Genomic DNA, 25673 nt, shown 5'->3' on the forward strand with positions numbered 1-25673 from the left:
AACCTAACCCAATCCGACAATCACCCCACGCTCCGACACCCCGCCGGTGTGTCAGGAGATGTGCTCGATCCGCTTGCCGTCGACCAGGTACGCCGGAAGGTGCGGCAGTTCCGGGCCGAGCGGGAAACCCTGGTCGTGGGCGAGGCAGGCCATGGCGAGCGGCCCGAGCGCCACGTGGGCGCGCGGCGCCGCGGACCCTTCCCAGTAGCCGCCGTGTTCCGCGAGGGCCTCGGCGAGCGCTTCGCCGAAGGCGTCGTGGTCCCGCGTGAAGAGGCGGTGGAAGAGCGAGACCGGCTGGAAGTCGACGCGGTTGACGAACTCGTCCGGCGAGTGGGTCAGCGTCTCGGGCAGGGACGACTGCATGGTGGCGAGCAGCTTCTCCACGACGGCGTCGGCGGAGCCGCTCGCGGAGAGGTAGGTCTGCAGGGTGTCGATCCAATGCAGGACGTAGGCGTCGACGGTGTCGTCCTGCCGGAGCGTCTCCAGCGGGACCCCGCACAGCCGGGCGACCCGGTCGTGCGCGCGGCACACGAGCGCGACGTAGAGGGCGTCGAGCCAGGCGCGGGCGTCCGCGGGCGGGGCCGCGGGCGTGGCGGGCAACTGCACGGCGCCCTGCTCGCCCAGGTACCACTGCTCCGGCCCGGCTCCGGTGAACAGCGCGGAGCCGAGCCGCACCGACGACTCCCACGCGTCCCACGTGACGACGTCGGAGGCGTGGGGATCGGCGGCGCAGCGGACGTGGGCGAGCGCCAGCGCGGAGGCGAAGGCGTCGCCGAGCCCCGACGGCTCGTGCGCGAGCCGGGCTATCGACTCGGCGGTCGCGGTGGCGAGCCCGTCGGGTTCCGGGGCTTGCTCCGAGCCGGGGGTGGCGATCCGGCCGGCCCGGTCGAGGCGGACCAGCCCCTTCATCAGGCCGAGCAGCTGCTGCGGCGGCTGCAGCGACAGCGTGCGCGTGTCCTCGTCGACGACGGTGAGCGAGGTCAGGCCGCCCCGGTGCCACCAGTAGACGCGCGGCGACAGGGGCCCGGGCCCGTCCTCGTAGGCGCCCAGGGCGTACGCGGCCAGGTCGTTGAGGGCGTCCACCACCGAGCCGTCGGCGATCGGGTGGTAGGCCAGCAGGTGCCGGGTGGGGACGACGACGAGGGCGCCGGCGTGCGGCAGCGACTCGCCGGTGACCTGCCGTGCCAGTTCCCCCAGGTACAGCGCCTTGGAGGCCACGAAGTGCGAGTCGCCGAAGACGGAGTGCAGCGTGGCCCGCCCCTCGACGGGCACGTCCTCGTACGTGACGGGTGCGCGCAGCAGGTTGGCGCGCGCCGCCTGCCCCAGCCGATCGAGCCCGACGCGCTCCACGTCCCCGTCGGTGAGGACGCGCACGCTGGCCGGCCCGTCGAGGGCGTAGGCGAAGACGAGCCCGTCGGCGACGAGCCGGGCATAGCGCAGACTGGCGATCACCTCCGGGCTGAGCGAGTCATGGGCCAACAGCCGGGCATGCACCCCGCGCAGCAGCTCCTCGGCGCTCTCGCCGCCGTGACCGGTAGTGGATTCAGGGGAGTTGTCTTGATTCACCCCCCGAACCCTACGAGACGCCTGCGTATCTCCCGCAGCAGCCCCGACCCGCGGCGCAATCCCTCGAACGGGGGCATCGCCACCTGCGGGTGGTTCGAACGCCGGGTCTCCGCGCGGCTCATGGGGTCCGGAGTGTCGTCGCAACTGTGTGCGGGCATTCGTCCCCCGGGCCCCGTGACGCCGCTCTGAGCAGCCACGTTCTTGCGGCGTCAGTTCGCGGCCGCAGCGCCTCGGGAGGAATCTTGCGATCCGTACACGTTCATGTGGTGTTCGACCCGACACCGGGCGGAGGTGGCCGCGCATGAGGCTCCTCAAGCGGCCCGAAGCCACGGAGCCCGCCGTCTCCGAGAGCGAGCGGCACCTCTTCGGCGGGCCCCTGCGCTACGACGCCGGCTGGTCCAACCACGAATACGCCCCACTCGAAGGGCGGCTGCTGACCACCCTGCGCTCCATGCCCCGCATGGTCGGCGGGACCCTGCGCCTCGCCTGGGACACCGACCGGCCCGCCCTGCTCACCGTCGCCGTCGCCGAGGCCGGGCAGGGGATCACCTCCGCCGTCGGGCTGCTCGTCATCAGCGATGTGCTCGGTACGCTGCTGCGCGAGGGCAGCGCCGCGGACCGGCTGTACGCGGCCCTGCCCGCCCTCGCCGCCGGGGCGCTGGTCGCCGTACTGGGGGCCGTACTGGCCTCCCGTTCCACGGCGGCCGCCGGACGGCTGGAGCCCAAGGTCGAACGGGCCGCGTACGAGCAGTACCTGAGCGCCGCCGTCGAGGTGGAGCTGGAGGCCATCGAGGACGGGGAGTTCCGGCGGCTGCTGGACAGCGCCCAGTGGGGGCCGCCCTCCGCCCGCCGTACGGTCGGCGCGTGCGTGGCCACCCTCGGCGGGGTCATCTCCCTGGTCGCCACCGCCGGGGTGCTGACCGTACTGCACCCCCTGCTGCTGCCGATGCTGCTGCTGATCGCCGCCCCGCGCGGCTGGGGCGCGATGCGGGTGGCGCAGCGCCGCTACCTGTCGATGATCACCTGGGTGGAGCACGTCCGGGCCGCCCGGCTCATCGGCCAGCTGCTGATCTCCCGTACGTCGGCCCCCGAGGTACGCGTGCACGGCGTCGGCCGCTACCTGCTCGGCCACTACCGCAACATGGCCGAGGTCGCCGAGGGCGAGGCCACCCGCCTCGCCAAGGACAAGGCCGCCACCGAACTGCTGGCCGCCGCACTCTCCGGCGTGGCGGCACTGGTCACCTACGGGGCGATGGGGTGGCTCATCGTCTCCGGCCGGATGGACCTCGCCGTCGCCGGCACCGCCGTGATCGCGGTGCGCACCGGTTCGGCGAGCCTGGGGGCGCTGGTGGCCACCACCAACACCCTGCACGAGGAGTCCCTGTACGTGCGGGACCTGGAGCGGTTCGTCGCCGAGGCGGCCCGCCGCGCCATCCCGTCCGGCGGCGCCCCGCTGCCCGAACGGCTCGCGGCGGTACGGCTCCATGACGTGGACTTCAGCTACCCGGACCGGGACGAGCGCGCCCTCAGCGGGGTCTCCCTCACCATCGAGGCGGGCCAGGTGGTCGCCCTGGTCGGGGAGAACGGCTCCGGCAAGAGCACCCTCGTCAAGCTGCTGGCCGGTCTGCACCTGCCCGACTCGGGTTCGGTGACCTGGGACGGGGTCGAGGTACGGGACGCCGACCGGGAGCAGGTCTTCGACCGGGTCGCCCTCCTCACCCAGGACTTCGAGCGCTGGCCGGTGACCGCCCGGACCAACATCGCCATCGGCCGCCCCGATGCCGGCGACCGGGAGGCGCACGCAGCCGCCGACGCGGACGACCGGGTGCTGGCCGCCGCCCGGTACGCGGGGGCCGACCGGATCGTGGAGAAGCTGCCGCGCGGCTACGAGACGCTGCTCGCCCGGGTGTTCAGGGGTGCCTCGGAGCTCTCCGGCGGGCAGTGGCAGAAGTTCGGCCTCGCCCGCACCCGGTTCCGCGACGCCCGCGTCCTGGTCGTGGACGAACCCACCTCGGCGCTCGACCCGGAGGCGGAGATCGCCGCCTTCGACAGCATCCGCGGCCTCGCCGGCCCCGAGCGCGCGGTCGTCCTCGTCACGCACCGGATGTCCGGGGTCCGGTTCGCCGACGTCATCTACGTGCTGCACGAGGGGAGGCTCGTCGAACAGGGCGGCCACGAGGAGCTGCTGGCGCAGGGCGGCCGGTACGCCGCCATGTACGCGATGCAGGCGGCGCAGTTCGGCCACGGTCCGCGGCACCGGCCGCCTTCGATCCCCCGGCAGTCCGCCGCACCGCAGAACGAAGACTCCGCCACCTGAAACGGGCGGGTGCCCTCCCCGGTGGTGTTCGAGGAGGGCACCCTGTGTCGTGCGCAGGTGGTGACGCTGTCGGTCATCCGATGGTGAGGAAGGTGCTCCAGCCGTCTTCGTCGCGTCCGGTGGCGCCGCCGTAGGTGGTGGTGCCGCCCTGGAAGTAGTACTGGTATCCGTCGTAGGTGCTGACGCCCCAGATGTCGGGGATGCCGTCGCCGGTGTTGTCCTCGGTGCCGAGGACCATGGGCCAGTCGGTGCGGTTCCAGGCGGTGGTGGCGTAGGTGTAGTCGACGCCGCCTTCGGCGTTCGCCGCGTACTGCAGGGAGGTCAGGTCCGCGCCCGCGATGGCGCCCGCCTTGCCCTTGCGCAGGGCCATGGTGCGGTTGGCGTTGGCGTTGTCGCGGAAGAGGAGGTCGGGGATGTTGTCGCCGGAGACGTCGCGGACACCGACGATGTCGCGGGCGGCCCAGCCGGTGGCCATCTTGCGGTAGGAGGCGAAGCTGGATCCGGTGTAGCCGGAGAACGCCCAGAAGCCGTCGGCGTCCAGCGCGAACAGGTCGGGCAGGCCGTCACCGTCGACGTCCTCGGAGACCACGATCTGCCGGAAGGTCGCCGGGTCGGGTGCGGACGCCGGCAGCTGCATCTCGATCCGGCGGCCCGCGTCGAACTGGCCGGTCCCGGTGCCGGGGTAGATGTACAGCTTTCCGTCGGGCATCCGGGCGATCATGTCGGTGATGCCGTCACCGGGATGCCAGTCGGTGGCATGCCCGATCAGGGCCGGGATCGTGGACGCGGGGTCCTTGAAGTGGCCCGGGGCGACGGGCTTGCCGTTCTGGACGGCGCCGGGGATGAACGCGTCGGTGTCGCCCTGGCGGTCACCGGCGTAGGTGCGCAGGTTGCCGTCCTTGTCGATGGCCAGGAGGTCGGCGAACTGGTCGCCGGTGACGTCGCCGGGCTTGTCGGTGCCGATGCGGGGGCTGACGTAGAAGAGGTATTCGGTGGGAACGGAGACGTTGCCCGCCTGGTTGACGGTACGGACGTACAGGACGTTGGGTCCGGCGGTGTCGACCTGGAGCTTGACGGAGGCGAGGTCACCGCTGGCGGGGACGGCCTTGTTCTCCCAGGACGGCTTGTTCAGGGACCACTGGTACTCGCGGATGGTGCCGGCCGCGGTGCCGTTGCCGCGGATCTCGACGACCTGGTCGGGGGTGGAGGCCGGGTTCACGCTCCACTCGGCGGCGTCGGGGCCCGGGGCGGGGAAGTGCGCGGAGGAGACGGCCGGGTTGGCGGGCGCGCTGTGGTCGACGGTGAAGGTGCACCATCCTCCGCCGCCGGAGTCGGCGGGGCCGGAGCCCGCGGACCACCAGCCGTCCCAGTCCTGGGTCCGGGAGAGCCAGAAGTACTTGCGGCCGGAGGTGAAGGAGGCCCAGGGGACGGACTTGGTGACCACTCCGTCGCTGTTGGGCCACAGCCACTCGTTGGCGATGTTGGTTCCGTTCTCGGCGTCCCAGACCTCGATCTGGACCTGCTTGAGGTTGCCGTCCCGGTCACTGCCCTTGGACTGGAAGGACACGTCCGTCTTGCCGATGCTGGTTCCGGTGCCGCTGGTCAGGCACGGGCCGCCCGGGGAGGTGTTCATGTTCGACGCGAGCGGGATGTCGGGCCGGGTGTTGTAGACGACCTCGATGTACGGGGCGCTCTCACCGTTGGCGAGGAGCTTCTTCCAGTAGTACGAGTCCGACTCGTTCGGCGCCTTGAAACCCAGCGAGAGGGCACCCCAGTTGGCGCTCGCGGCCTGGGTCACCAGGCCCTTGATGTCGGGGGCGACCCAGTTGTCGGGGCAGGAGGAGTTGTAGCCGTAGCCGGCCATCTCGGTGGCGACCTTGTTTCCCCACCAGCCCGTGGTGTTGTTCCACGTCGAGGACGAGGACACGAACGGGGTGGAGTAGATGTCCATGGCCTTCTGACTGCACGACCACGAATAGGTCTGCAGGGCGCGGACACTCGCCGACTGGATACCCGCACCGTACAGTTCGGGCCCGAAATAGAAATTGAACACCGAACGGGAAGTGCCGCCGGAATCCGACTCGTAGCCGACGCGGGCCTCGTTCGTGCCCGACGCATTGTAGTTCTGGCCGTTGTAGAAACTCGAATCGCCGGCCGTCTTGTAGAGCAGCGACCAGGCGTGCTTGTGACCCTTGTACGAAGGATCGACGAAGACCGGATACACGGTGTCCGCGGCGTTCAGCAGCGCCGCATCCGGCTTCAGGGACAGCGTGTTGTCCCTGAAAGAGGCCGCGGCGACCGACAGGTGCGCGCGCTCCGCACCGGCCAGACCCGCCAGCCCCAGCGTCGGATGCTCCTTCGCGGCAGCCGGGGCCTTCCACGCGGGCACGTCATCGGTCGTGGCGACCTTCCCCGACGAATCCCACATCAACGGCGACGGCGACCCCGCCACCTCCTCGCCCTTCGCATCCCGGGCGGACAGCGATCCGGACGCGGCATCGAGCTGGAACTGCAGATCAGGGGAAGCGAGCCGGTAGTTGACCTCGGCCAGCAGCGGATCCGCGGCGGCCTGCCTGTCCTTCACGACCAGCAGGTGCGAATAGCCGCCGTCCTGCGCCGTCATCAGCAGATCGATGCCCGGCCGCACATTCTCGTACAGCGCCCGCGGACCGTCGATCACCGGCGCCGGCAGCACACCCGGCCACGACACCGACATGTCATGCCCGTCGACATTAAGACGCACCAGCTCGGTCCACACCTGACCCGGCGCATCCACCGCCGGAGCGGACCGCACCACACCACGCGAAGACCGCCCGGCACCCGGCGTTCCCGCACTGAAGACGACCGACCCGTTCACCGCCTTCGCGGCGAACCCGCCCTCGACCTGCTGCAGATCGGTATCGATCGCCTTCCACACATCCCCGACCCTCGCCCGGACTGCGGAGCTGGAGATGTGCTTCTTGAACAGACCGTCCGGCTGCGCCCACGTCGTCGTATTCGCACTCCGGTCGGCCGTCACCTCGACGTCCTTGCCCGTCTCGGCAGCCAGCTTCCGCGCCTGCGGCGCCGCCACCGGACCACCCGCCCCGCCGGACGCCTTCCCCTTCGGCTTCTCGCCCCCACCCAGCTGCACACCCACGGGCACGGCAACAGCCACCGCGAGCAGAGCAGCCAAGCCGCCCACCGCTCTGCGGCGCCGGTACCAGCGACGCTCCGAAGCAGCGGGTGGTGTTTCTGTCACGTCTGTTGGCGGACTGGAGTCCACGGATTCGCTGACAGCCATCTCTTCTGTTCTCTCCCCCCGCGGGCGCACGCTTCCGCAACCCTCGGTACTTGCTGGTCTTTCGGCCATCGGCCCATGAGGCTCGGGGTCCGCTCCCCCGCTCGGCCGTCACGCGATGAACGCGCGAGCTGAGCATGAGCCATACGACGCCGGTCGTCACGCCGCAGCGCACCCCAACCGACCACCACATAATGCAAGTTCGGGTGGATTGTCCCAAGGTATACGGATGGCAAAGTGATAAACGCCACACGGGCATATCCGAAGTGGCGTTCAGGTCGCGCCGGACCTCAGAATCACGTGGCTACTAGTCAGTTTCCTGTCACACACGCGTCTTTGTCGCGGTGGCAGATCGTGGGGGGTTCACATGTCGCCGTTGTCGGCTGACAGTCTTCGCCTGCCCGGAATCAGAAAGGCCCGCGCGAGACGCATGGGCCTTGCCGGGCGCACCAGCATCACGGTCTCCGTGATGCTGGTTGCTTCTCTTCTGCCCATTCAAGCGTGGGCCGCGCCACCGGGCGACCGCGCCGGAGTACAGCTGCCGGGCCTCCAGGAGGACCTCAAGGCCAAGCTCGACAAGGTCGAGGCCGCAAAGCTGCAGGGCTGGGCCGGCGCCCCGGTGCAGCCCCCGGCCGGGTACGAGCCCTCCAAGGTCACTCCCCCGGCGGCCGGTTCGGCGAATGTCGCCCTGACCCCGGCAGGCGGGCCGCAGTTGGTTCAGGCGGGCAGTCTGCCCGTCAGCATCGGCAAGGCGTCCCCTACCGAGAGCAACCCGACTCCGCCCGACCCTTCGGGCACCTGGTCGGTGGCGGTCGAGGCCCGCACAGCCACCGAGGCGGCCGGCATCGACGGCGCGATCATCAAGGTCACGCCCCCGGCCGAGGGCTCCACCCCGGTCGACGTGCAGCTCGACTACAAGCAGTTCGAGGACCTCTACGGCACCGAATGGGCCACGCGCCTGGAGCTCAAGCAGCTCCCCGCGTGCTTCCTCACCACGCCGGAACTTCCCGAGTGCGGTACTGCAAAAGAGATTCCGAGCAGCAACGATCCGGCCACCGGGACCGTCCGCGCGACCGTCGACCCGGCCACCGCGCCCGGTCAGGGCCTGCGCACGATGGCTCTGAGCGGCGGCGGCGGTCCGACCGTGCTGGCCGCAACGGACTCCGCCTCCGGCGCCGGCGGCACCTACAAGGCCACCTCCCTCTCCCCCTCCGGCAGCTGGACCGCCGGCAGCAGCGGCGGTGGCTTCTCCTGGAACTACCCGCTGACGACCCCGGCGCCGCCCGCGGGTCCGGCGCCGAAGATCTCGTTCGCCTATTCCTCCCAGGCCGTCGACGGCAAGACCTCCGTGACCAATGGTCAGGCGTCCTGGATCGGTGACGGCTGGGACTGGGAGCCGGGCTACGTCGAGCGCCGCTACCGGTCCTGCTCCGCCGACCTGAAGGCCGCTCCGGGCAAGCCGAACAACGACAATGCCACGGACAAGAAGAAGAGCGACCTGTGCTGGGCCGGCGACAGCGTCGTGATGTCGCTCGGCGGTGGCACGACCGAGTTGGTCCACGACACCGCGACCGGCAAGTGGGTCAGCGCCACCGACGACGGCGCGCGCGTGGAGCGCCTGACCGGCGGCTCCAACGGGGCGAAGGACGGCGAGTACTGGGTCGTCACCACCCGCGACGGCACGAAGTACCACTTCGGCCGCCACGACGTGGACGGCGCCGGTACCCGCGCGGTCACCAACTCGGTGTTCACGGTGCCGGTGGTGGGCAACCACTCCGGTGAGCCCTGCTACCAGGCCGCCTACGCGAACTCCTTCTGCCGCCAGGCCTGGCGCTGGAACCTCGACTTCGTCGAGGACGTACACGGCAACGCCATGGTCATCGACTGGGCACAGGAGAAGAACCGCTACGCCGCGAACGAGAAGGCCCAGGAGAAGAACGCCGACAAGGTCTCCTACGTCCGTGGCGGATACCCGACGCAGATCTCCTACGGCCTGCGGACGAGCAACCTGTCCGCCGTCCCGCCGGCCCGGGTGGACTTCACCGTCGCCGAGCGCTGCGTCCAGGAAGGCGCGACCAAGTGCACCGACACCGAGTTCGAGTCCAAGAACTACGGTGACAAGCAGGCCTGGTGGGACACCCCGGCCACCCTGCACTGCAAGGCCGACGCCAAGGACTGTTACAACGCGGCGCCGACCTTCTGGTCCCGCAAGCGGCTGACGGCGGTCACCACCTGGGCTCAGCGCACCCAGGGCTCCACCGACCTGTCCAAGGTCGACCACTGGTCGCTGACGCAGTCGTTCCCCAAGCAGCGTACCGACACGCACCCGCCCCTGTGGCTGGAGTCCGTCACCCGCACCGGCTACGGCACCACGAAGGACGCGGGCGGCAACCAGAGCAGCACCGTGCTGCCGCCGGTCTCCTTCCTGGCGAACGTCGTCGACATGCCCAACCGCGTCGCGAAGAGCGCGAACGACGCGACCCCGGACTTCGACCGCCTGCGCGTGGAGACCGTCCGGACCGAGTCCGGCGGCGAGATCCACGTCGACTACTCCGCTCCCTGCCCGGTCGGCACCTCGCACCCCAAGCCGGAGGAGAACAAGAGCCGGTGCATGCCGGCGCACTGGTCCCCGGACCCGGATCTGGAGAAGCCGCCGCTGGAGTGGTTCAACAAGTACGTCGTCGACAAGGTCGTCACGAAGGACCGCGTCTCCCGCCAGCCCGATGTCACCACCAGCTACACCTACGAAGGTGACCCGGCCTGGGCGAAGAGCACCGACGAGTTCACCAAGCCGGAGCTGCGCACGTACAACGAGTGGCGCGGCTACGAGTCGGTGGTGGTGAAGAAGGGTGTGACGGCCAACGCCGGCAAGGCGGACGCCACCGAGCAGTCCCAGACCCGCACCCGCTACTTCCGCGGCATGTCCGGCGACGCCGGCCGCCCGAAGATCACCGTCAAGGACTCCACGGGTACCGAGGAGCTCGGCGAGGACCTGCTCCAGCACCAGGGTCAGGTCGCCGAGACGATCACGTACACCAAGGCGGACGGCGCGGTCGACAGCCGTGAGCTGAACTGGCCGTGGAGCCAGAAGACGGGTTCCCGGACGCGTGACGGCACCACCCCGCTGGAGGCCTTCCGCACCAGCACCGAGCGCACCGACACCATCGAGTCGACGAGCGGAGGCGGCACTCGCAAGGTACGCACCCGTGCCACCTTCGACCCGGGCTACGGTTCGCTGCTCACCAACCAGACCGAGGTCCTCACGCCCAACGGCACCGGCGGCTGGAACGCGAGCGAGCAGACCTGCACGACGTACACGTACGTGCACAACACCGCCAAGTACCTGATCGGGCTGCCCCAGCGGGAGCGCAACACGGCCGGTGACTGCACTCAGGCCGCGACCGGAGCCGTGCTCTCGGACAGCCGCACCTCCTACGACGCCCTGAACGCGTTCGGCTCCGAGCCGGCCAAGGGCCTGGCGTTCCAGATCGACACCCTCGACGCGGCCGGCACCGGCTGGGTCACCGAGCAGCGTGCCGAGTACGACGCGCTGGGCCGCGCCGTGAAGACCCTGGACGCCGCGGGCAACGCCGACACGGTCACCTTCACCCCGGCCACCGGCACCGTCTTCAGCACCAAGGTGACCAACGCGGCGGGCCACTCCACGACCACCGTGACCGACCCCGGCCGCGGCACGGACCTGGAGACCACCGACGCCAACGGGCGGAAGGTCACCAAGACCTTCGACGACATCGGCCGGAAGGCGGCCGTCTGGACTCCCTCGCAGAAGCCGGCCACCGACAAGGCCGCTGCGACCTTCCAGTACCAGTTCGACGCGAACATGCCGCCGACCGTCACCACGAACCGTCTTCGGGACAACGGCACCTACCAGACCTCCGTGGAGATCTACGACGGCCTGATGCGGCTGCGGCAGACCCAGGGTGAGGCGGTCGGTGGCGGCCGGATCATCAGCGACACCCTGTACAACGCCAACGGCACGGCCCGGCAGACCAACAACGGCTACTACGCCGAGGGCGAGCCGGACACCAAGATCTTCGTCCCGGAGACCGTCTTCCAGATCCCCAACTCGACGAAGGCGGCGTACGACGGCCAAGGCCGGACGGTCCGCACCACCACGCTGTTCGAGGACGTGCCGCAGTACTCGACCGTGACCCGGTTCGAGGGCGACTGGACGCTCACCCGGACCGGAATGTCGGCGGACGGCACCACCCCGCTGAAGGGCAGCCGGGCGTCCAAGACCTGGACGGACGCCCTCGACCGCACCACCCAGACCCACAACTACACGGCCACCGACCTCACCACCTGGACCAAGACGGAGTACGAGTACGGGGCGCGCGGACAGCTGTCCAAGGTCACCGACGCGGGCGGCAACAAGTGGACGTACACCTATGACGCCCGCGGGCGGATGACCGGGGTGAACGACCCGGCCACCGGCCTCGCGGCCTACGGGTACGACGTCCTCGACCGGCAGGTCTCCACCGAGGACTCCGCCGGACGCAAGACGTTCACCCACTTCGACGTCCTGGACCGCGCGACCTCGACGGTCGAGGACAGCGTGGACGGCCCCAAGGTGGCCTCCTGGACGTACGACACGCTGACCGGCGCCAAGGGCTACCCGGTGTCGGCGACCCGGTACAACAACGGCCTGGCCTTCACCTCCGAGGTGACGGGCTACGACGCGGAGTACCGCCCGACCGGCACCAAGGTCACCATCCCGGACGGGCCGGCCACCAAGGGCCTGGCGGGCACCTACGCCTACGGGGCGACGTACACGCCCACCGGCAAGATCCAGTCCACCACCCTCCCGGCCACCCCGGGCGGCCTCGCGGCCGAGAAGCTCATCAGCCGCTACGACGCGGACGGCTCCCTGATCTCCAAGTCGGGCCTGCTCTGGTACACCTCCGGCATGGTGTACAGCCCGTTCGGGCAGGTGCTCCGGACGTCGTCCGGCGGCGCCCCGAACCGGCTGTGGACCACCAACCTGTTCGACCGCAACTCGGGCCGCCTGAAGGACTCCATCGCGGACCGGGAGACCAGCAGCCCCAACCGGGTCTCGCAGCTCAGCTACGCCTACGACGTGGTCGGCAACCCGACCTCGATCACGGACACCCAGCCGGGCAACCGGGTCGACCGGCAGTGCTTCGCGTACGACCCGCTGGGTCAGCTCACGGAGGCGTGGACGGGCAAGACGGCGGGCTGTGAGGGCCCGACCGCGGCCGATGTCACGGCCGGTCCGGACGGTGACGGCTACTGGCAGTCCTACCGGTTCGACCCGACCGGCAACCGGACCTCGCTGGTCGACCACCACCTGACCAACCCGGCCCTGGACACGACCACCACCTACACCTACGGCGTGGAGACCCCCGGTCCCCAGCCGGTGGTCAAGACCAAGCCGCAGGCCCTGACGAAGGTCGAGAAGAAGCAGGGCTCCACCCTGCTGTCCCAGTCCTCCTACACCTACGACGCGGGCGGCAACACCAAGTCCCGCACCATCGACGGGAACACCCAGGCCCTGGAGTGGGACCGCCGCAACAAGCTGACCTCGGCCACCAGCCCGGGCATCGGCGCGGTGGCCGTGACCGGTCTGTCGGGCAAGTGCCTCGATGTCGCCGGCGCCTCCGGCGCGGACGGCACCGCCGTCCAGCTCCACACCTGCAACGAGACCCGGGCGCAGCAGTGGAAGTTCACCGGTGACACCGTCCGTGCGCTGGACAAGTGCCTGACCGCGCTGAACGGAAAGGCGGTGCTGTCCACCTGCAAGGGCGGCAGTGATCAGAAGTTCGTCCACCGTCCGGCCGACAACACCCTGTACAACGCGGCGGCCAACGCCTGCGTGGACGTCCCGAACGGCAATGACGCCGACGGCACCGACCTGCTGATCTGGGCCTGCGCAGGCGGCCCCAACCAGCAGTGGAAGCCGTCCGACACGACCACCACCTACCTCTACGACGCCGACGGCAACCGGCTGATCGAGGAGACGGGCAGCTCCCGCACCCTCTACCTGGGTGAGACGGAGGTGACGGTCAACAAGGCGGGCCAGGCCGTCAACGCCATCCGCGGCTACACCACCCCGGGTGCTCCGACCACGCTGCGCCAGACGGACGGCAAGACGACCGGCCACAGGCTGACGGTCCTGCTCACCGACCACCACAACACCGCCACCGTCGCGGTCGAGCAGAAGGCCGGACAGGCTGTCACGCGCCGCAAGTTCGACCCGTACGGCAACCAGCGCGGCGCGATGGCCACGACCTGGCCGGGCTCCCGCGCCTTCCTCGGATCGGGCAGGAACGACAGCAGCACCGGCCTGACCCACATCGGCGCCCGCGAGTACGAGGCGTCCAACGGGCGGTTCATCAGCGCCGACCCGATCGTCGACATCACCGACCCGCTCCAGATGAACGGGTACGCCTACGCGAACAACAACCCGCTCGCCAACAGCGACCCGTCCGGGCTCTGGAGCCTCAAGGGTCTGCTGAGGGGCGCCAAGGACGTGGCCAAGGGCGCGTACCACGGGGCGATCGACTGGGTCTCCGAAGTAAACCAATCCGCCCACATGTGGGTCGGCGACTGGGAGGGCGCCCGCAAGATCCAGAACGATCGCGAGAATCCCGGCCCCTGGAGCGGTACGCAGTTCCTGAAGGACCTCGGCGGCAAGCCTTCCACGAGCAGGGCGTACCGGTGGTCCTACACGATCACCAAGATATTCATGCCGATCCTCCCCGGGGCCGGCATGGCGATGAACGCCGCGAGCGCGGGCACGAAGATCGCGACCAAGGGGCCCAAGATCTTCAAGGCCGTAAAGGCCGGCCCCAAGTGGGGAGAGTACTTCCCCGCGGCAGTATTGAGGGATCGTCGTCCGGGGACCCCTCACGAAATCTCCATGATCACCATGCCGCCCAGTGGGCACAAGTATCTTGCGGACGCCCTCGCGGACCTCGACGCCAAGGTCGCCGGCTTCGCGATGGAGGAGACGTCCAAGAGGTACCCGCGTCCGATCAGGGGCCGCACCTTCGTCGGAGGCATCCACACAGTGACCGGAGAGCGGGCCATGGCCAGCTCGGGCGGACTCCTTCCGGGGCGCGGGTACTGCGCCGAAGGCAACGTGGTCCGTCTGCTGGGTGGAGACCCCATGCATGTAGTGTTCACTAACGCTGTCACGGTGACGAGGTCGAAGGGCGGTGAGCGCGTGTTGGAACACATGCCGGTGTGCCCCCAATGCCAGGGGGATTTCCCCAGCGCAAAGCAGTTCATCGGCAACATCCAGCCCTCCACGAGACCGTTGCCCGGTCAGACCCGGGTGCCGTGGGAAATCGCACAATTCGAAGGACGCCGCAAGCCGTGAGATCGCTGGAACTGGTCCGGATCGAAGCCGGACTGCACGACTGGGCCGCGATCACGTGCGGTTGTTCCTGGGGACCCAACCGGTATTCGTCGGAGCACATTCCACTGGAACTCATCAGACGGCTGGAAGGCAACCCGGAGGATCTGGGCACCGATTGGGTAGACAACCACGCCCGTATCCAGTCGAACCTGATGGATCCGGCCGTCGCAACCGCCTCCCTGGCCCTGGCCGCTCTCGCGGGGCGCCCGCCCGTCGGAGTCCGCAAGGACCTCCTCTACATCCTGGGCGTCCTGTCGGCCGGTGAGCAGGATGACGTCGCCGAGGCCTGCCTGGACGTGGCGCGGCAGGGCGTCTGGCTCTACTACGAGGAGCTGGCGGCGTTCGAGATGGTGGGCGCCTCGGCGGAGGCGTACGAGCTGCTGTCCCTCATGGACGAGCAGGCCGAACGACTCGCGGCCTACCACCGCGTCTACCGCGACAGGCTGCCGTCCGACCTCAGGTGACCGGACCGCACAACAGTGAGGCCCCCGCGCTCGTGGAGCGCGGGGGCCTCACCCGTTTCCGGTGGAGGTCCCCCGCTCGCTTATCTCCTGCGAGGTCCCCGCGCCGGTCGATGGGGGCCGCGTCACCTGAAGCGGTGAAATCACCCTTGTCCCACGGGCACCAGGGGTAGGGCACTGCTGATCTCGTGCGGGGGGCCGGGCCGGAACCGGGCCTCCGTACCCATGGACGAAAGGCCGAGCCCGCCGTGACGCAGCCGTTCCAACTGCCGGATTTCTATGTGCCCTATCCGGCGCGACTGAACCCCCACCTGGAGGAAGCGCGGACCCACACCAAGCGGTGGGCGCGCGGCTTCGGGATGCTGGAGGGTTCCGGCGTCTGGGAGGAGAGCGACCTCGACTCGCACGACTACGCCCTGCTCTGCTCGTACACCCACCCCGACTGCGACCGCGACGCGCTGGCGCTGGTCACCGACTGGTACGTGTGGGTGTTCTTCTTCGACGACCACTTCCTGGAGATGTTCAAGCGCTCGCAGGACCGCGACGGCGCCAAGCGGTACCTCGACCGGCTGGCCGCCTTCATGCCCATGGACCTGTCCGACGGCTTCCCCGAGCCCACCAACCCGGTGGAGGCGGGGCTCGCGGACCTGTGGCGGCGGACCGTGCCCGCGATGTCCGCGGAATGGCGGGAACGGTTCTCCTTGTCCACGAAGAACCTCCTCGACGAGTCCATGTGGGAGCTCGCCAACATCGACATCGGGCGCGTGGCGAACCCGCTCGAATACATCGAGATGCGCCGGAAGGTGGGCGGCGCCCCCTGGTCGGCGGGTCTGATCGAGTACGTCTGCGCCGAGGTTCCCGCGCGCGTCGCGCACGCCCGCCCGCTCTCGGTGCTGCGCGACGCGTTCGCCGACGCCGTGCACATCAGGAACGACATCTTCTCCTACCAGCGCGAGGTCGCCGACGAGGGTGAACTCTCCAACGCCGTCCTGGTGCTGGAGACCTTCCTGGGCTGCACCACGCAGGAGGCCGCCGAGGCCTCCAACGACCTGCTCACCTCCCGCCTCCAGCAGTTCGAGCAGACCGCGCTCGTCGAGCTCCCGCAGCTCTTCGCCGACCACGCGCTGGACCCGGCGGAGATCGCCGCCGTCCTCGCCTACGCCAAGGGCCTGCAGGACTGGCAGTCCGGCGGCCACGAGTGGCACATGGTCTCCAGCCGCTACATGAACAAGGAGGCCAGGCCCACCGCCCCGGCCACCCTGCCCTTCCTGCCGTCCGGCCCCGGCACCGCCGCCTCGCTCGACCTGAGGTCCGTGTTCACGCGCCGTTCGATGGAGCTGCGCCACCGCTCCTTCACCCACGTCCCCTTCGAGCCCACCGGCCCCTCCGTCATCCCCGACATCTACATGCCGCACCGGCTCGCCCTCAGCCCGCACCTGGCGCACGCGCGCGAGGAGTCCGTGGCCTGGTCCCGGCGGATGGGCCTGCTGGACCCGCAGCACGGCGACCCCGGTTCGGCCATCTGGACCGAGGAGCGGCTGCGCGGCTTCGACTTCGCGCTCTGCTCGGCCGGGATCGATCCCGACGCCACGCCGGAGCAACTGGCCCTCAACGCCTGCTGGCTGACCTGGGGCACGTACGGGGACGACTACTACCCGGTGGTCTTCGCGAGGAGCAGGAACCTTCCGGCTGCCAAGGCGACCACCGCCCGCCTGATCGCCATGCTCGCGGTCGACCACGCCGAACAGCCGGAGCCGGCGACCGCGATGGAGCGCGGCCTCGGCGACCTGTGGAAGCGCACCAGTGCCACCATGTCCGCCGGGCAGCGCGCCGAGTTCCGGGCGACCTTGGTGAGCATGCTGGAGAGCTGGCTGTGGGAGGTGGACAACCAGATCCAGAACCGCATCCCGGACCCGGTGGACTACGCGGAGATGCGCCGCCACACCTTCGGCAGCCACCTCACGATGTACCTGTGCCGGCTCGGGCACCGGGGCCGGGGCATCCCCGAGGAGATCTACGCCACCGGGACCGTTCGCTCCCTGGAGAACGCGGTCGCGGACGCCGCCTGCCTGATCAACGACATCTACTCCTACCAGAAGGAGGTGGAGGTCGAGGGCGAGGTCCACAACTACCTCCTGGTCACCAGGAACTTCTTCGACATCGACTACCCGCAGGCCCTGCACATCTGCCATGAGCTGATGACCCGGCGGACCGAGGAGTTCGAGCACATCGTGGCGAACCAGCTGCCGCTGCTCTGCGACGACTGGAAGCTCGGCCGGCAGGCCAGGCAGGCCCTGGACGCGTACGTGGGCGAACTCAAGGACTGGCACGCGGGCATCCTCAACTGGCACCGGCAGATCAGCCGTTACCGGCCCCAGGACCTGCGGGCGCAGCCCGACCGGCTGTCCACCGCCATCCTGGGCCCCGGATTCGGCATGGCGGCCGCCCGGATCTCCGCACCCTCCTGATCGCGGCGTTCGGGGGCGGCCCGCCCGTCCCCGACACGGCCGCTCCTCAGAACTCGTCGCTCGTGTGCGGCAGTACCGGCGTGCGCAGGGCCGCGTCCAGCGCCGCCGCCGCGCCGGGCGTGTGCTCCCGTACCAGCCCGGCGGCGACGAGTTCCGCGACCCGGGTCCCGCCGAGGTAGCAGGCCGCCAGTTCGCGTACGTCCAGGGACAGGTCGGCGGCGGAGTCCGCGCGCTCGTACGTGGCTCCGCCCGGCCCGGCCCGCAGCCGGAACCGCCCGGCCTGGGCGGGCATCCGTACGTCGTCCACCTCCAGCACCACCTCCACGGGCGCCGCCCAGGACCGCCGCGTCAACGCCGCGCGTACGTCGACCAGGCGCAGCCAGAGCGCCGGAAACTGGGCGGTGACCCGCACCTGGTCCCGGTCCGCGGCGAAGTGCAGCAGCGGGTCGTCGACCGGACGGCCCCACGCGCGGACCCTGCCGGTGAGGTCGAGGGAGGTCACGCACTCCCAGAGCGCGGCGGCGACCGCCGGGGTGTCGGCCTCCAGTTCGTCGACCCGGACCAGGCCGGGCGCCGGGGCGAGCCCTGCGCCGTCCTGCGGCTTCGTGCGGTAGAGCACGTATCCGGCGATCGGCTGGTCCGCGTCTCCCAGGACGATGATCCGCGGCGGGCTCAGCTCCTCGTCCTCCTCGTCCTGTTCGGCCAGCCACTCCTGCGACCAGCGTTCCGCGCTGCGGGTGGGGCGGCCGGCCCGCCCGGCCCGGGCCGCCTCGTGGAAGGGTCCGACGACGGCGACGGCCTCCTCCGGGTCGACGAGCCGCAGCGGGCGCCGGTCCGGGGCGATGCGCAGGGCCAGCGGGCGGGTGGAGTCGATCTCGACGGTGACGCCGGTGGTGGCGCTGCCGTAGCCGAAGCGGCCGTAGATCGCGGCCTCGGAGGCCCAGAGGGCGGCGAGCGGGCTGCCGGCGGCGGCGGTCCGCCGCAGCATCTCGTCCATCATCCCGGTGAGCACGCCGCGCCGGCGGTGGGTGGGGGCGACGGCGACGAAGGTGAGCCCGGGGCAGGGAAGGTCCGCCCCGGGCACCGAGAGCCGGAAGTCGTGCGCGGCCATGAAGCCGGCCAGGACCGTCCCGTCGTAGGCGCCGATCCGGTCGCACCGCGCGAGCAGCGCGTGGTGTCGCTCCCGGGCCTCCTTCTCGGGCCGGTCGTGGAAGACCAGGTACGCGAGCTCCAGAGCACGGTCGATGTCGGCCTCGGGTACCTCGCGGATGTCCACCATGATCGCGAGATTAATCGGTCATCACGGGACCGGTCACCTCATAGCGGCCGGGCGGCACGTCCGGCCGTCTCGCGCGCCGCGCCTACCGGGCGGCGGGACCGGTCCAGCCGGCGGGGACGTGGCCGAGCCGGACGCGCTGCGGGTGGTCGCCGACGGCGACGGAGACCCGCTTGGTGCCGGTGGCGAAGTCGATGGCCGTCACCCGGTCGGCGCCGCTCTCGGAGATCACGCAGGCGCTCCCGTCGCCGGAGACCGTGGCCCAGTACGGCTTGGCGGCGGGCACGAGCGGCCCTTCGGCGAGGGTGGCGCGGTCCACGACGGTCGCGTAGTCGTCCATGGTGCCCGCGATGCAGAGCTTCGACCCGTCGGGGCTCATGGACATGCCGTGGTGGCGGGAGTCGTTGACCCAGGTGGTGCGGTCCGTACTGGTGGCGGGGTTCATCGGGAGGGTCTTGAGGCGGGTGATCCGGTCGGAGGGGACGTCGTACTCCAGGAAGCCGTTGAAGAAGGACACCTGGAAGTAGAGCTTCGACTCGTCGGGGCTGAAGGACACCGGGCGCACGGCGTCGGAGAGGTCCCGGCGGCCGAAGGCGTCCAGCCGCTCCCGCATGTCGATCACCCGGACCGTGCGGAAGGTCCGGGCGTCGACCACGGTGATCTTGCGGTCGCCCTTGGTCCAGTCCAGCCAGGGCGCGTCCAGGGCGGTGTTCACCTCGCCGATGGAGCTGTTCCACAGAAAGCGGCCGTCGCGGGTGAAGGTGTTCTCGTGCGGCTTGTCCCCGGTGCCGAAGGAGCCGACCTGCCGCCCGGTGGTGATGTCCAGGACATGGACGGCGTTGGAGGTGGAGGCCGAGACGGCGACGCGGGTCCCGTCCGGGGAGACCGCCATGTGGTCGGAGCGGTACCCGGACACCGGGAAGCGCCAGTTGACGCGCCCGGAGGCCACGTCGATGGACACGACGTCGGCGAAGCTGGGACGGGAGACGACGACGGCGGAGCCGTCCGGGCTGGTGAACATGTCGTCGACGAACTGGTCGTGGCCCTCGCCCGCGCTTTCCCGGATGCCGAGGAAGAAGGCGAGCTTCACCGGGTTGAGGTAGATCTCGCGCAGCCGCTCCGCCTTGTCGGGGACCACGTCGATCCGGCCGACCTTGGCGAGATCGCCGGTGGAGGCGAGGACGTCGGCGGTCCCCTCCCAGTTGTTCCCGACGAACAGCACCTCGCGCAGGCCGTCGCCCGGAGCGGGCGCCGCCGGGGCCGGCGTGAAAGCGGTGAGCAGGGTGGCCGCGGCCAGCAGGCCCAGGGTTCGCACGGTACGCAACATCCGCTCAACTCCGCTGCAGGGAAGGGATGGAGAGGGTGCCTCCTATTACCGGCGGGTAAAATAAGGGGAACGCCACAAGGGCGCAACCCCCACGGGGTGCGCCCTTTCCTCACGTTCGGCCGTCACGCCTTCAGGCGACGGAACCGATCCGGTCGAGCATCGTGTGCGAGAGGTCCGGGTGGATCGGGATGTGCGCGCCGGTCAGGGCCGCCCCGGTGCCGCCGCGGCGGTTCGCGACGATCTCGGCGGCGATGGACAGCGCCGTCTCCTCCGGGGAGCGGGCGCCGAGGTCGAGACCGATCGGGGAGCGCAGCCGGGCCAGTTCGAGCTCGGTCACGCCGACCTCGCGCAGTCGCTCGTTGCGGTCCTCGTGGGTGCGGCGGGAGCCCATGGCGCCGACGTAGGCGACGGGCAGCCTGAGGGCCAGTTCGAGGAGCGGGACGTCGAACTTGGCGTCGTGGGTGAGCACGCACAGGACGGTCCGGCCGTCCACGGTCGTGCTCTCCAGGTAGCGGTGGGGCCAGTCGACGACGATCTCGTCCGCGTCGGGGAAGCGGGTCTTCGTCGCGAAGACGGGCCGCGCGTCGCACACGGTCACCCGGTAGCCGAGGAACTTGCCGATCCGTACGAGGGCGGAGGCGAAGTCGATGGCGCCGAAGACGATCATCCGAGGGGGCGGGACGCTGGACTCGACGAGCACCTTCAGCGGCTCGCCGCAGAGCCTGCCGTCGGCGCCGATCTCCAGGACGCCGGTCCGGCCGGCGTCGAGCATGGCGCGGGCCTCCTCGGCGATGGTCCGGTCGAGCTCGGGGTGCCCGCCGAGGCCGCCCTGGTGGGGGCCTTCGGTACGGACGAACACGGCGCGGCCCATGAGCTCCGCCGGGCCCTGCGCGATCCGGGCCACCGCCGCGGCCTCGCCGCGGGCCGCGGCGGCCAGGCCGGCCGCGAACACCTCCCGCGCGGGACCGCCCACGCGGACCGGGGTGACCAGGATGTCGATGATTCCGCCGCAGGTGAGGCCCACGGCGAAGGCGTCGTCGTCGCTGTACCCGAAGCGCTCGTGAACGGTCTCGCCGTCCTCCAGCGCCTGCCGGCACAGCTCGTACACCGCACCTTCCACGCATCCGCCGGAGACCGAGCCGATGGCCGTGCCGTCGCTGTCGACGGCGAGAGCGGCCCCCGGCTGCCGGGGCGCGCTCCCGCCGACCGCCACGACGGTGGCGACGGCGAAGTCACGCCCCTGCTCGACCCACCGGTTCAGCTCTTCGGCGATGTCCAGCATGGGGGGCCTCCTCGGAGAGGTTCGGTTCCAGTATCGGATACGCGCGAAGGGCACGCGTATCGGATACGTGGAGGTGCGGTTGCTTGACGATCAGGCCGTTCGGGGTCAGCCGACCCCGAGCCAGCCCTCGATCGGGTTCAGGGCGAAGAACACCAGGAAGATCCCGGTCAGCGCCCACATGAAGCCGCCGATCTCACGGGCCTTGCCCTGAGCGACCTTGATGGCGACGTAGGAGATCACACCGGCGGCGACGCCGGCCGTGATCGAGTACGTGAACGGCATGATCACGACGGTCAGGAAGACCGGGATCGCGGTCGCGCTGTCGGCCCAGTCCACGTGGCGGGCGTTCTGCATCATCATCGCGCCGATGACGACCAGGGCCGCGGAGGCGACCTCACCCGGGACGATCTGGGTGATCGGGGTGAAGAAGAGGCAGGCGGCGAAGAACAGGCCGGTGACCACGGAGGCGAGGCCCGTGCGGGCACCCTCTCCGACGCCGGTCGCGGACTCGACGAACACGGTCTGGCCGGAGCCGCCCGCGATGCCACCGATGGCGCCACCGGCGCCGTCGATGAAGAGCGCCTTGGACAGGCCCGGCATGCGGCCCTTGTCGTCGGCCAGCTTGGCCTCGGTGCCCACACCGATGATGGTGGCCATGGCGTCGAAGAAGCCGGCGAGCACCAGCGTGAAGACGATCATGCCGATCGTCATGTAGCCGACGTCGCCCCAGCCGCCGAAGGAGACGTCGCCGAAGAGCGAGAAGTTCGGCATCGAGACCGCGGAGCCGTCGAGCTCCGGCGGGCCGTTCTTCCACGCCTTCGGGTCGATGTCGACGACGGCGTTGAGGATCGCGGCCAGGACGGTACCGCCGACGATGCCGATCAGGATCGCGCCGGGCACCTTGCGGGCCTGGAGCATGAAGATGGCGACCAGGGTGATGCAGAAGAGCAGCACGGGCCAGCCGGACAGCTCGCCGACCGCACCGAGCTGGACGGGGGGACCGAACTCGGGACCCTTGCCGACGAAACCGGCCTTGAAGAAGCCGATCAGGGCGACGAAGAGGCCGATGCCCATGGTGATCGCGTGCTTGAGCGCGAGGGGGATCGCGTTCATGATCATCTCGCGGAGGCCGGTGACGACCAGGAGACAGATCACGACACCGTAGACCACACACATGCCCATGGCCTGCGGCCAGGTCATCTGGGGGGCCACCTGCGAGGCCAGCACGCCGGACACGGAGAGACCGGCGGCGAGGGCGAGCGGCACCTTGCCGACGAAGCCCATGAGGAGCGTCGTGACGGCGGCGGCGAACGCGGTGGCGGTGATGATCGCCGACCCGTCCATCACCGTGCCGGCGACGTCCTTGCCCGACAGGAGCAGGGGGTTGAGCAGGAGGATGTACGCCATCGCCATGAAGGTCGTGATACCGCCACGGACCTCGTTGCCGACGTTCGAGCCTCTGTGCGTTATATGGAAATAGCGGTCGAGCCAGGACCGTCCGGCGGGCGGCTGAGAGCCGTCGCCGGCCTCCTCCGCGGTGGTCTTGGGCTCTACTGACGATTGGGTCATGGTGCCTAACTCCCAAGGTTCAAAGGGGCACCCGCTTGGAGATTGGAGATGCGGGATTTGGGATGCTGCGTTTGGCTGCACGACCCGGGGTGACGGCCCGAGGCGACGCGAATGTTCACTGCGTGTACTGCGGGTAGTGCGGGGGTGACCGCTGGTACTACGGGGGTTCTTGCAGGGGTACTGCCAGGTGAAGGGACCGCGAGCGGTGCGGTGCTTCGTATGTCCTCCGGGCGGTATGCGGTGAAGTGTGACGTTCCCATGCACACCGCCCGGAGAGTCTGAGGGGTCCGGGGACCTCGCGGCCCCCGGACCACGCCGTCCTAGAGGGTCCCGGTAAGGGCTTCCGGACGGATCGGCGTCTTGTTGATCTCCAGACCCGTCGCCTGCCGGATCGCCGCGATGACGGCCGGGGTGGACGAGAGGGTCGGGGCCTCGCCCATACCGCGCAGGCCGTAGGGGGCCTTCGGGTCGGCGAGCTCCAGGACGTCGACCGGAATGGTCGGGGTGTCGAGGATGGTCGGGATCAGGTAGTCCGTGAAGGAGGGGTTGCGCACCTTCGCGGTCTTCGGGTCCACGATGATCTCTTCCATGATCGCGACGCCGAGGCCCTGGGTGGTACCACCCTGGATCTGGCCGACCACGGAAAGCATGTTGAGCGCCTTGCCGACGTCCTGCGCGGTCGCCAGCTCGACGACCTTGACGAGGCCGAGCTCGGTGTCCACCTCGACGACCGCGCGGTGCGCGGCGAAGGTGTACTGGACGTGGCCGTTGCCCTGGCCGGTGACCAGGTCGAAGGGCTCGGTCGGCGCGTGGCGGAATTCGAGTTCGAGGTCGATGGCCTCGTCCTCCAGGATGTCGGCGATGTCCGCGAGGACCTCGCCGCCGTCGGTGACGACCTTGCCGCCCTCGAGGAGCAGCTCGGCCGTGGCCCACGCCGGGTGGTACGAGCCGTTCTTGCGGCGGCCGATCTCCAGGAGGGCCTCGCGGACCGCCTCACAGGTGTTCTTCACCGCGCCACCGGTCATGTACGTCTGCCGGGAGGCGGACGTGGAACCGGCGGAGCCGACCTGCGTGTCGGCCGGGTGGATGGTCACCTGCGTGACGCCCAGCTCGGTACGGGCGATCTGCGTGTGGACGGTGATGCCGCCCTGGCCGACCTCCGCCATGGCCGTGTGGACCATCGCGACGGGCTCGCCGTTGATGACCTCGAGGCGCACGCGGGCGGTCGAGTAGTCGTCGAAGCCCTCGGAGAAGCCGACGTTCTTGATGCCGACCGCGTAGCCGACGCCCCGGACGACGCCCTCGCCGTGGGTGGTGTTGGAGAGACCGCCGGGCAGCGCGCGGACGTCCGCGTTCTCGCCGGCGGACTCCCACTGGCGCTCGGGCGGCAGCGGGCGGGCCTTGACCCGGCGCAGCAGCTCGGCGACCGGCGCCGGGGCGTCCACGACCTGGCCGGTGGGCATGACCGTGCCCTGCTCCATGGCGTTGAGCTGGCGGAACTCGACCGGGTCCATGCCCAGCTTCGCCGCGAGCTTGTCCATCTGGGCCTCGTAGGCGAAGCAGGCCTGGACGGCGCCGAAGCCGCGCATCGCGCCGCAGGGCGGGTTGTTCGTGTAGAGCGCGATCGCCTCGATGTCCACGTCCTCCAGGACGTAGGGACCCACCGAGAGGGAGGAGGCGTTGCCCACGACCGCCGGGGAGGCGGACGCGTAGGCGCCGCCGTCCAGGACGATCTTGCACTTCATGTGCGTGAGCTTGCCGTCCTTGGTGGCGCCGTGCTCGTAGTAGAGCTTCGCCGGGTGGCGGTGCACGTGGCCGAAGAACGACTCGAACCGGTTGTAGACGATCTTGACCGGCTTGTTCGTGGCCAGGGCCAGCAGGCAGGCGTGGATCTGCATCGAGATGTCCTCGCGGCCGCCGAAGGCACCGCCGACGCCCGAGAGCGTCATACGGACCTTCTCCGGCGGGAGGCCGAGGACCGGGGCGATCTGCTGGAGGTCCGAGTGCAGCCACTGGGTGGCGACGTACAGCTCGACACCGCCGTCCTCGGACGGTACGGCCAGACCGGACTCGGGGCCGAGGAAGGCCTGGTCCTGCATGCCGAAGGTGTACTCGCCCTCGACGATGACGTCGGCGCGCTTGCGGGCCTCCTCCACGTTGCCGCGGATGATCGGCTGGCGGTGCACGATGTTCGGGTGCGGGACGTGACCGATGTGGTGGTCGTCGCGGCCCTCGTGGATCAGCGGCGCGTCGGGGGCGAGGGCGGAGGCCTCGTCCGTGACGAGCGGCAGCTCGCGGTAGTCGATCTTGATCTTGGCGGCCGCGCGGCGGGCGGTCTCCGGGTGGTCGGCGGCCACGAGGGCGACCGGCTCACCGTGGTGACGCACCCGGCCGTTGGCGAGGACCGGGGTGTCCTGGATCTCCAGGCCGTAGTTCTTCATCTCGGCCGGCAGGTCGTCGTACGTCAGCACCGAGTACACGCCGGGCATGGCGAGCGCCTCGGAGATGTCGATGGAGACGATCTCGGCGTGTGCGACGGTGCTGCGCAGCGTCTGGCCCCAGAGCATGTCCTCGTGCCACATGTCCGAGGAGTACGCGAACTCGCCGGTGACCTTGAGGGTGCCGTCCGGGCGGAGAATCGATTCGCCGATGCCGCCCTTGTTGTGCTTCTGGGTGACGTTCGTCGGCGTACCGGCGGGCACGGTGCGGGTGTTCTGCGCCATGG

General features: G+C 70.1%; 11 protein-coding genes. 4 read left to right on the top strand and 7 right to left on the bottom strand.

The window, feature by feature from the left end; genetic code table 11:
- Positions 1 to 51: 51 nt before the first annotated feature.
- Positions 52 to 1566 (bottom strand): immunity 49 family protein, encoded by a 1515-nt coding sequence (locus tag Sspor_RS11685; protein WP_202199061.1) that lies wholly within the window; start codon positions 1564 to 1566, stop codon positions 52 to 54.
- Positions 1567 to 1867: 301 nt separating this feature from the next.
- Between Sspor_RS11685 and Sspor_RS11690 the strand changes: the two genes are divergently transcribed.
- A complete protein-coding gene (locus tag Sspor_RS11690; RefSeq protein WP_202199062.1) occupies positions 1868 to 3883 on the top strand; it encodes an ABC transporter ATP-binding protein in 2016 nt (671 codons plus the stop codon).
- Positions 3884 to 3956: 73 nt separating this feature from the next.
- On the opposite strand, the gene Sspor_RS11695 is transcribed toward Sspor_RS11690, so the two are convergent.
- Positions 3957 to 7058, bottom strand: coding sequence for an FG-GAP-like repeat-containing protein (locus Sspor_RS11695; protein WP_202199063.1), 3102 nt, complete (start codon positions 7056 to 7058; stop codon positions 3957 to 3959).
- A gap of 574 nt (positions 7059 to 7632) precedes the next feature.
- Here Sspor_RS11695 and Sspor_RS11700 point away from each other — a divergent pair.
- The 3 genes from Sspor_RS11700 to Sspor_RS11710 all read left to right on the top strand — a co-directional run bounded on the left by Sspor_RS11700 (position 7633) and on the right by Sspor_RS11710 (position 17494).
- Positions 7633 to 14526, top strand: a complete 6894-nt coding sequence (locus tag Sspor_RS11700; protein WP_237403815.1) for a ricin-type beta-trefoil lectin domain protein — start codon at positions 7633 to 7635, stop codon at positions 14524 to 14526.
- Complete coding sequence (locus tag Sspor_RS11705; protein ID WP_202199064.1) at positions 14523 to 15029, top strand: hypothetical protein; 507 nt, start codon at positions 14523 to 14525, stop codon at positions 15027 to 15029. The genes Sspor_RS11700 and Sspor_RS11705 overlap by 4 nt, the downstream gene beginning before the upstream one ends.
- Before the next feature lie 245 nt (positions 15030 to 15274).
- Positions 15275 to 17494, top strand: a complete 2220-nt coding sequence (locus Sspor_RS11710) for a terpene synthase family protein (RefSeq protein WP_202199065.1) — start codon at positions 15275 to 15277, stop codon at positions 17492 to 17494.
- 46 nt (positions 17495 to 17540) lie between these two features.
- Here Sspor_RS11710 and Sspor_RS11715 read toward each other — a convergent pair whose 3' ends face one another.
- The 5 genes from Sspor_RS11715 to pucD all read right to left on the bottom strand — a co-directional run bounded on the left by Sspor_RS11715 (position 17541) and on the right by pucD (position 25671).
- Positions 17541 to 18773: a GNAT family N-acetyltransferase gene (locus tag Sspor_RS11715; RefSeq protein ID WP_202199066.1), complete on the bottom strand. Its 1233-nt coding sequence runs from the start codon at positions 18771 to 18773 to the stop codon at positions 17541 to 17543.
- Between the two features lie 82 nt (positions 18774 to 18855).
- A complete protein-coding gene (locus tag Sspor_RS11720) occupies positions 18856 to 20097 on the bottom strand; it encodes a YncE family protein (protein WP_202199067.1) in 1242 nt (413 codons plus the stop codon).
- A gap of 130 nt (positions 20098 to 20227) precedes the next feature.
- Positions 20228 to 21379 carry an XdhC family protein gene (locus tag Sspor_RS11725; protein ID WP_202199068.1) on the bottom strand — a complete coding sequence of 384 codons (1152 nt, stop codon included), beginning with the start codon at positions 21377 to 21379 and terminating at the stop codon, positions 20228 to 20230.
- A 105-nt stretch (positions 21380 to 21484) separates the two neighbouring features.
- Positions 21485 to 22948: an NCS2 family permease gene (locus Sspor_RS11730; RefSeq protein WP_202199069.1), complete on the bottom strand. Its 1464-nt coding sequence runs from the start codon at positions 22946 to 22948 to the stop codon at positions 21485 to 21487.
- Between the two features lie 320 nt (positions 22949 to 23268).
- On the bottom strand, positions 23269 to 25671 hold the full coding sequence (gene pucD / locus Sspor_RS11735) for a xanthine dehydrogenase subunit D (protein ID WP_202199070.1): 2403 nt from the start codon (positions 25669 to 25671) through the stop codon (positions 23269 to 23271).
- Positions 25672 to 25673 lie beyond the last annotated feature (2 nt).

This window comes from Streptomyces spororaveus, from assembly GCF_016755875.1.
Lineage (GTDB): Bacteria > Actinomycetota > Actinomycetes > Streptomycetales > Streptomycetaceae > Streptomyces > Streptomyces spororaveus.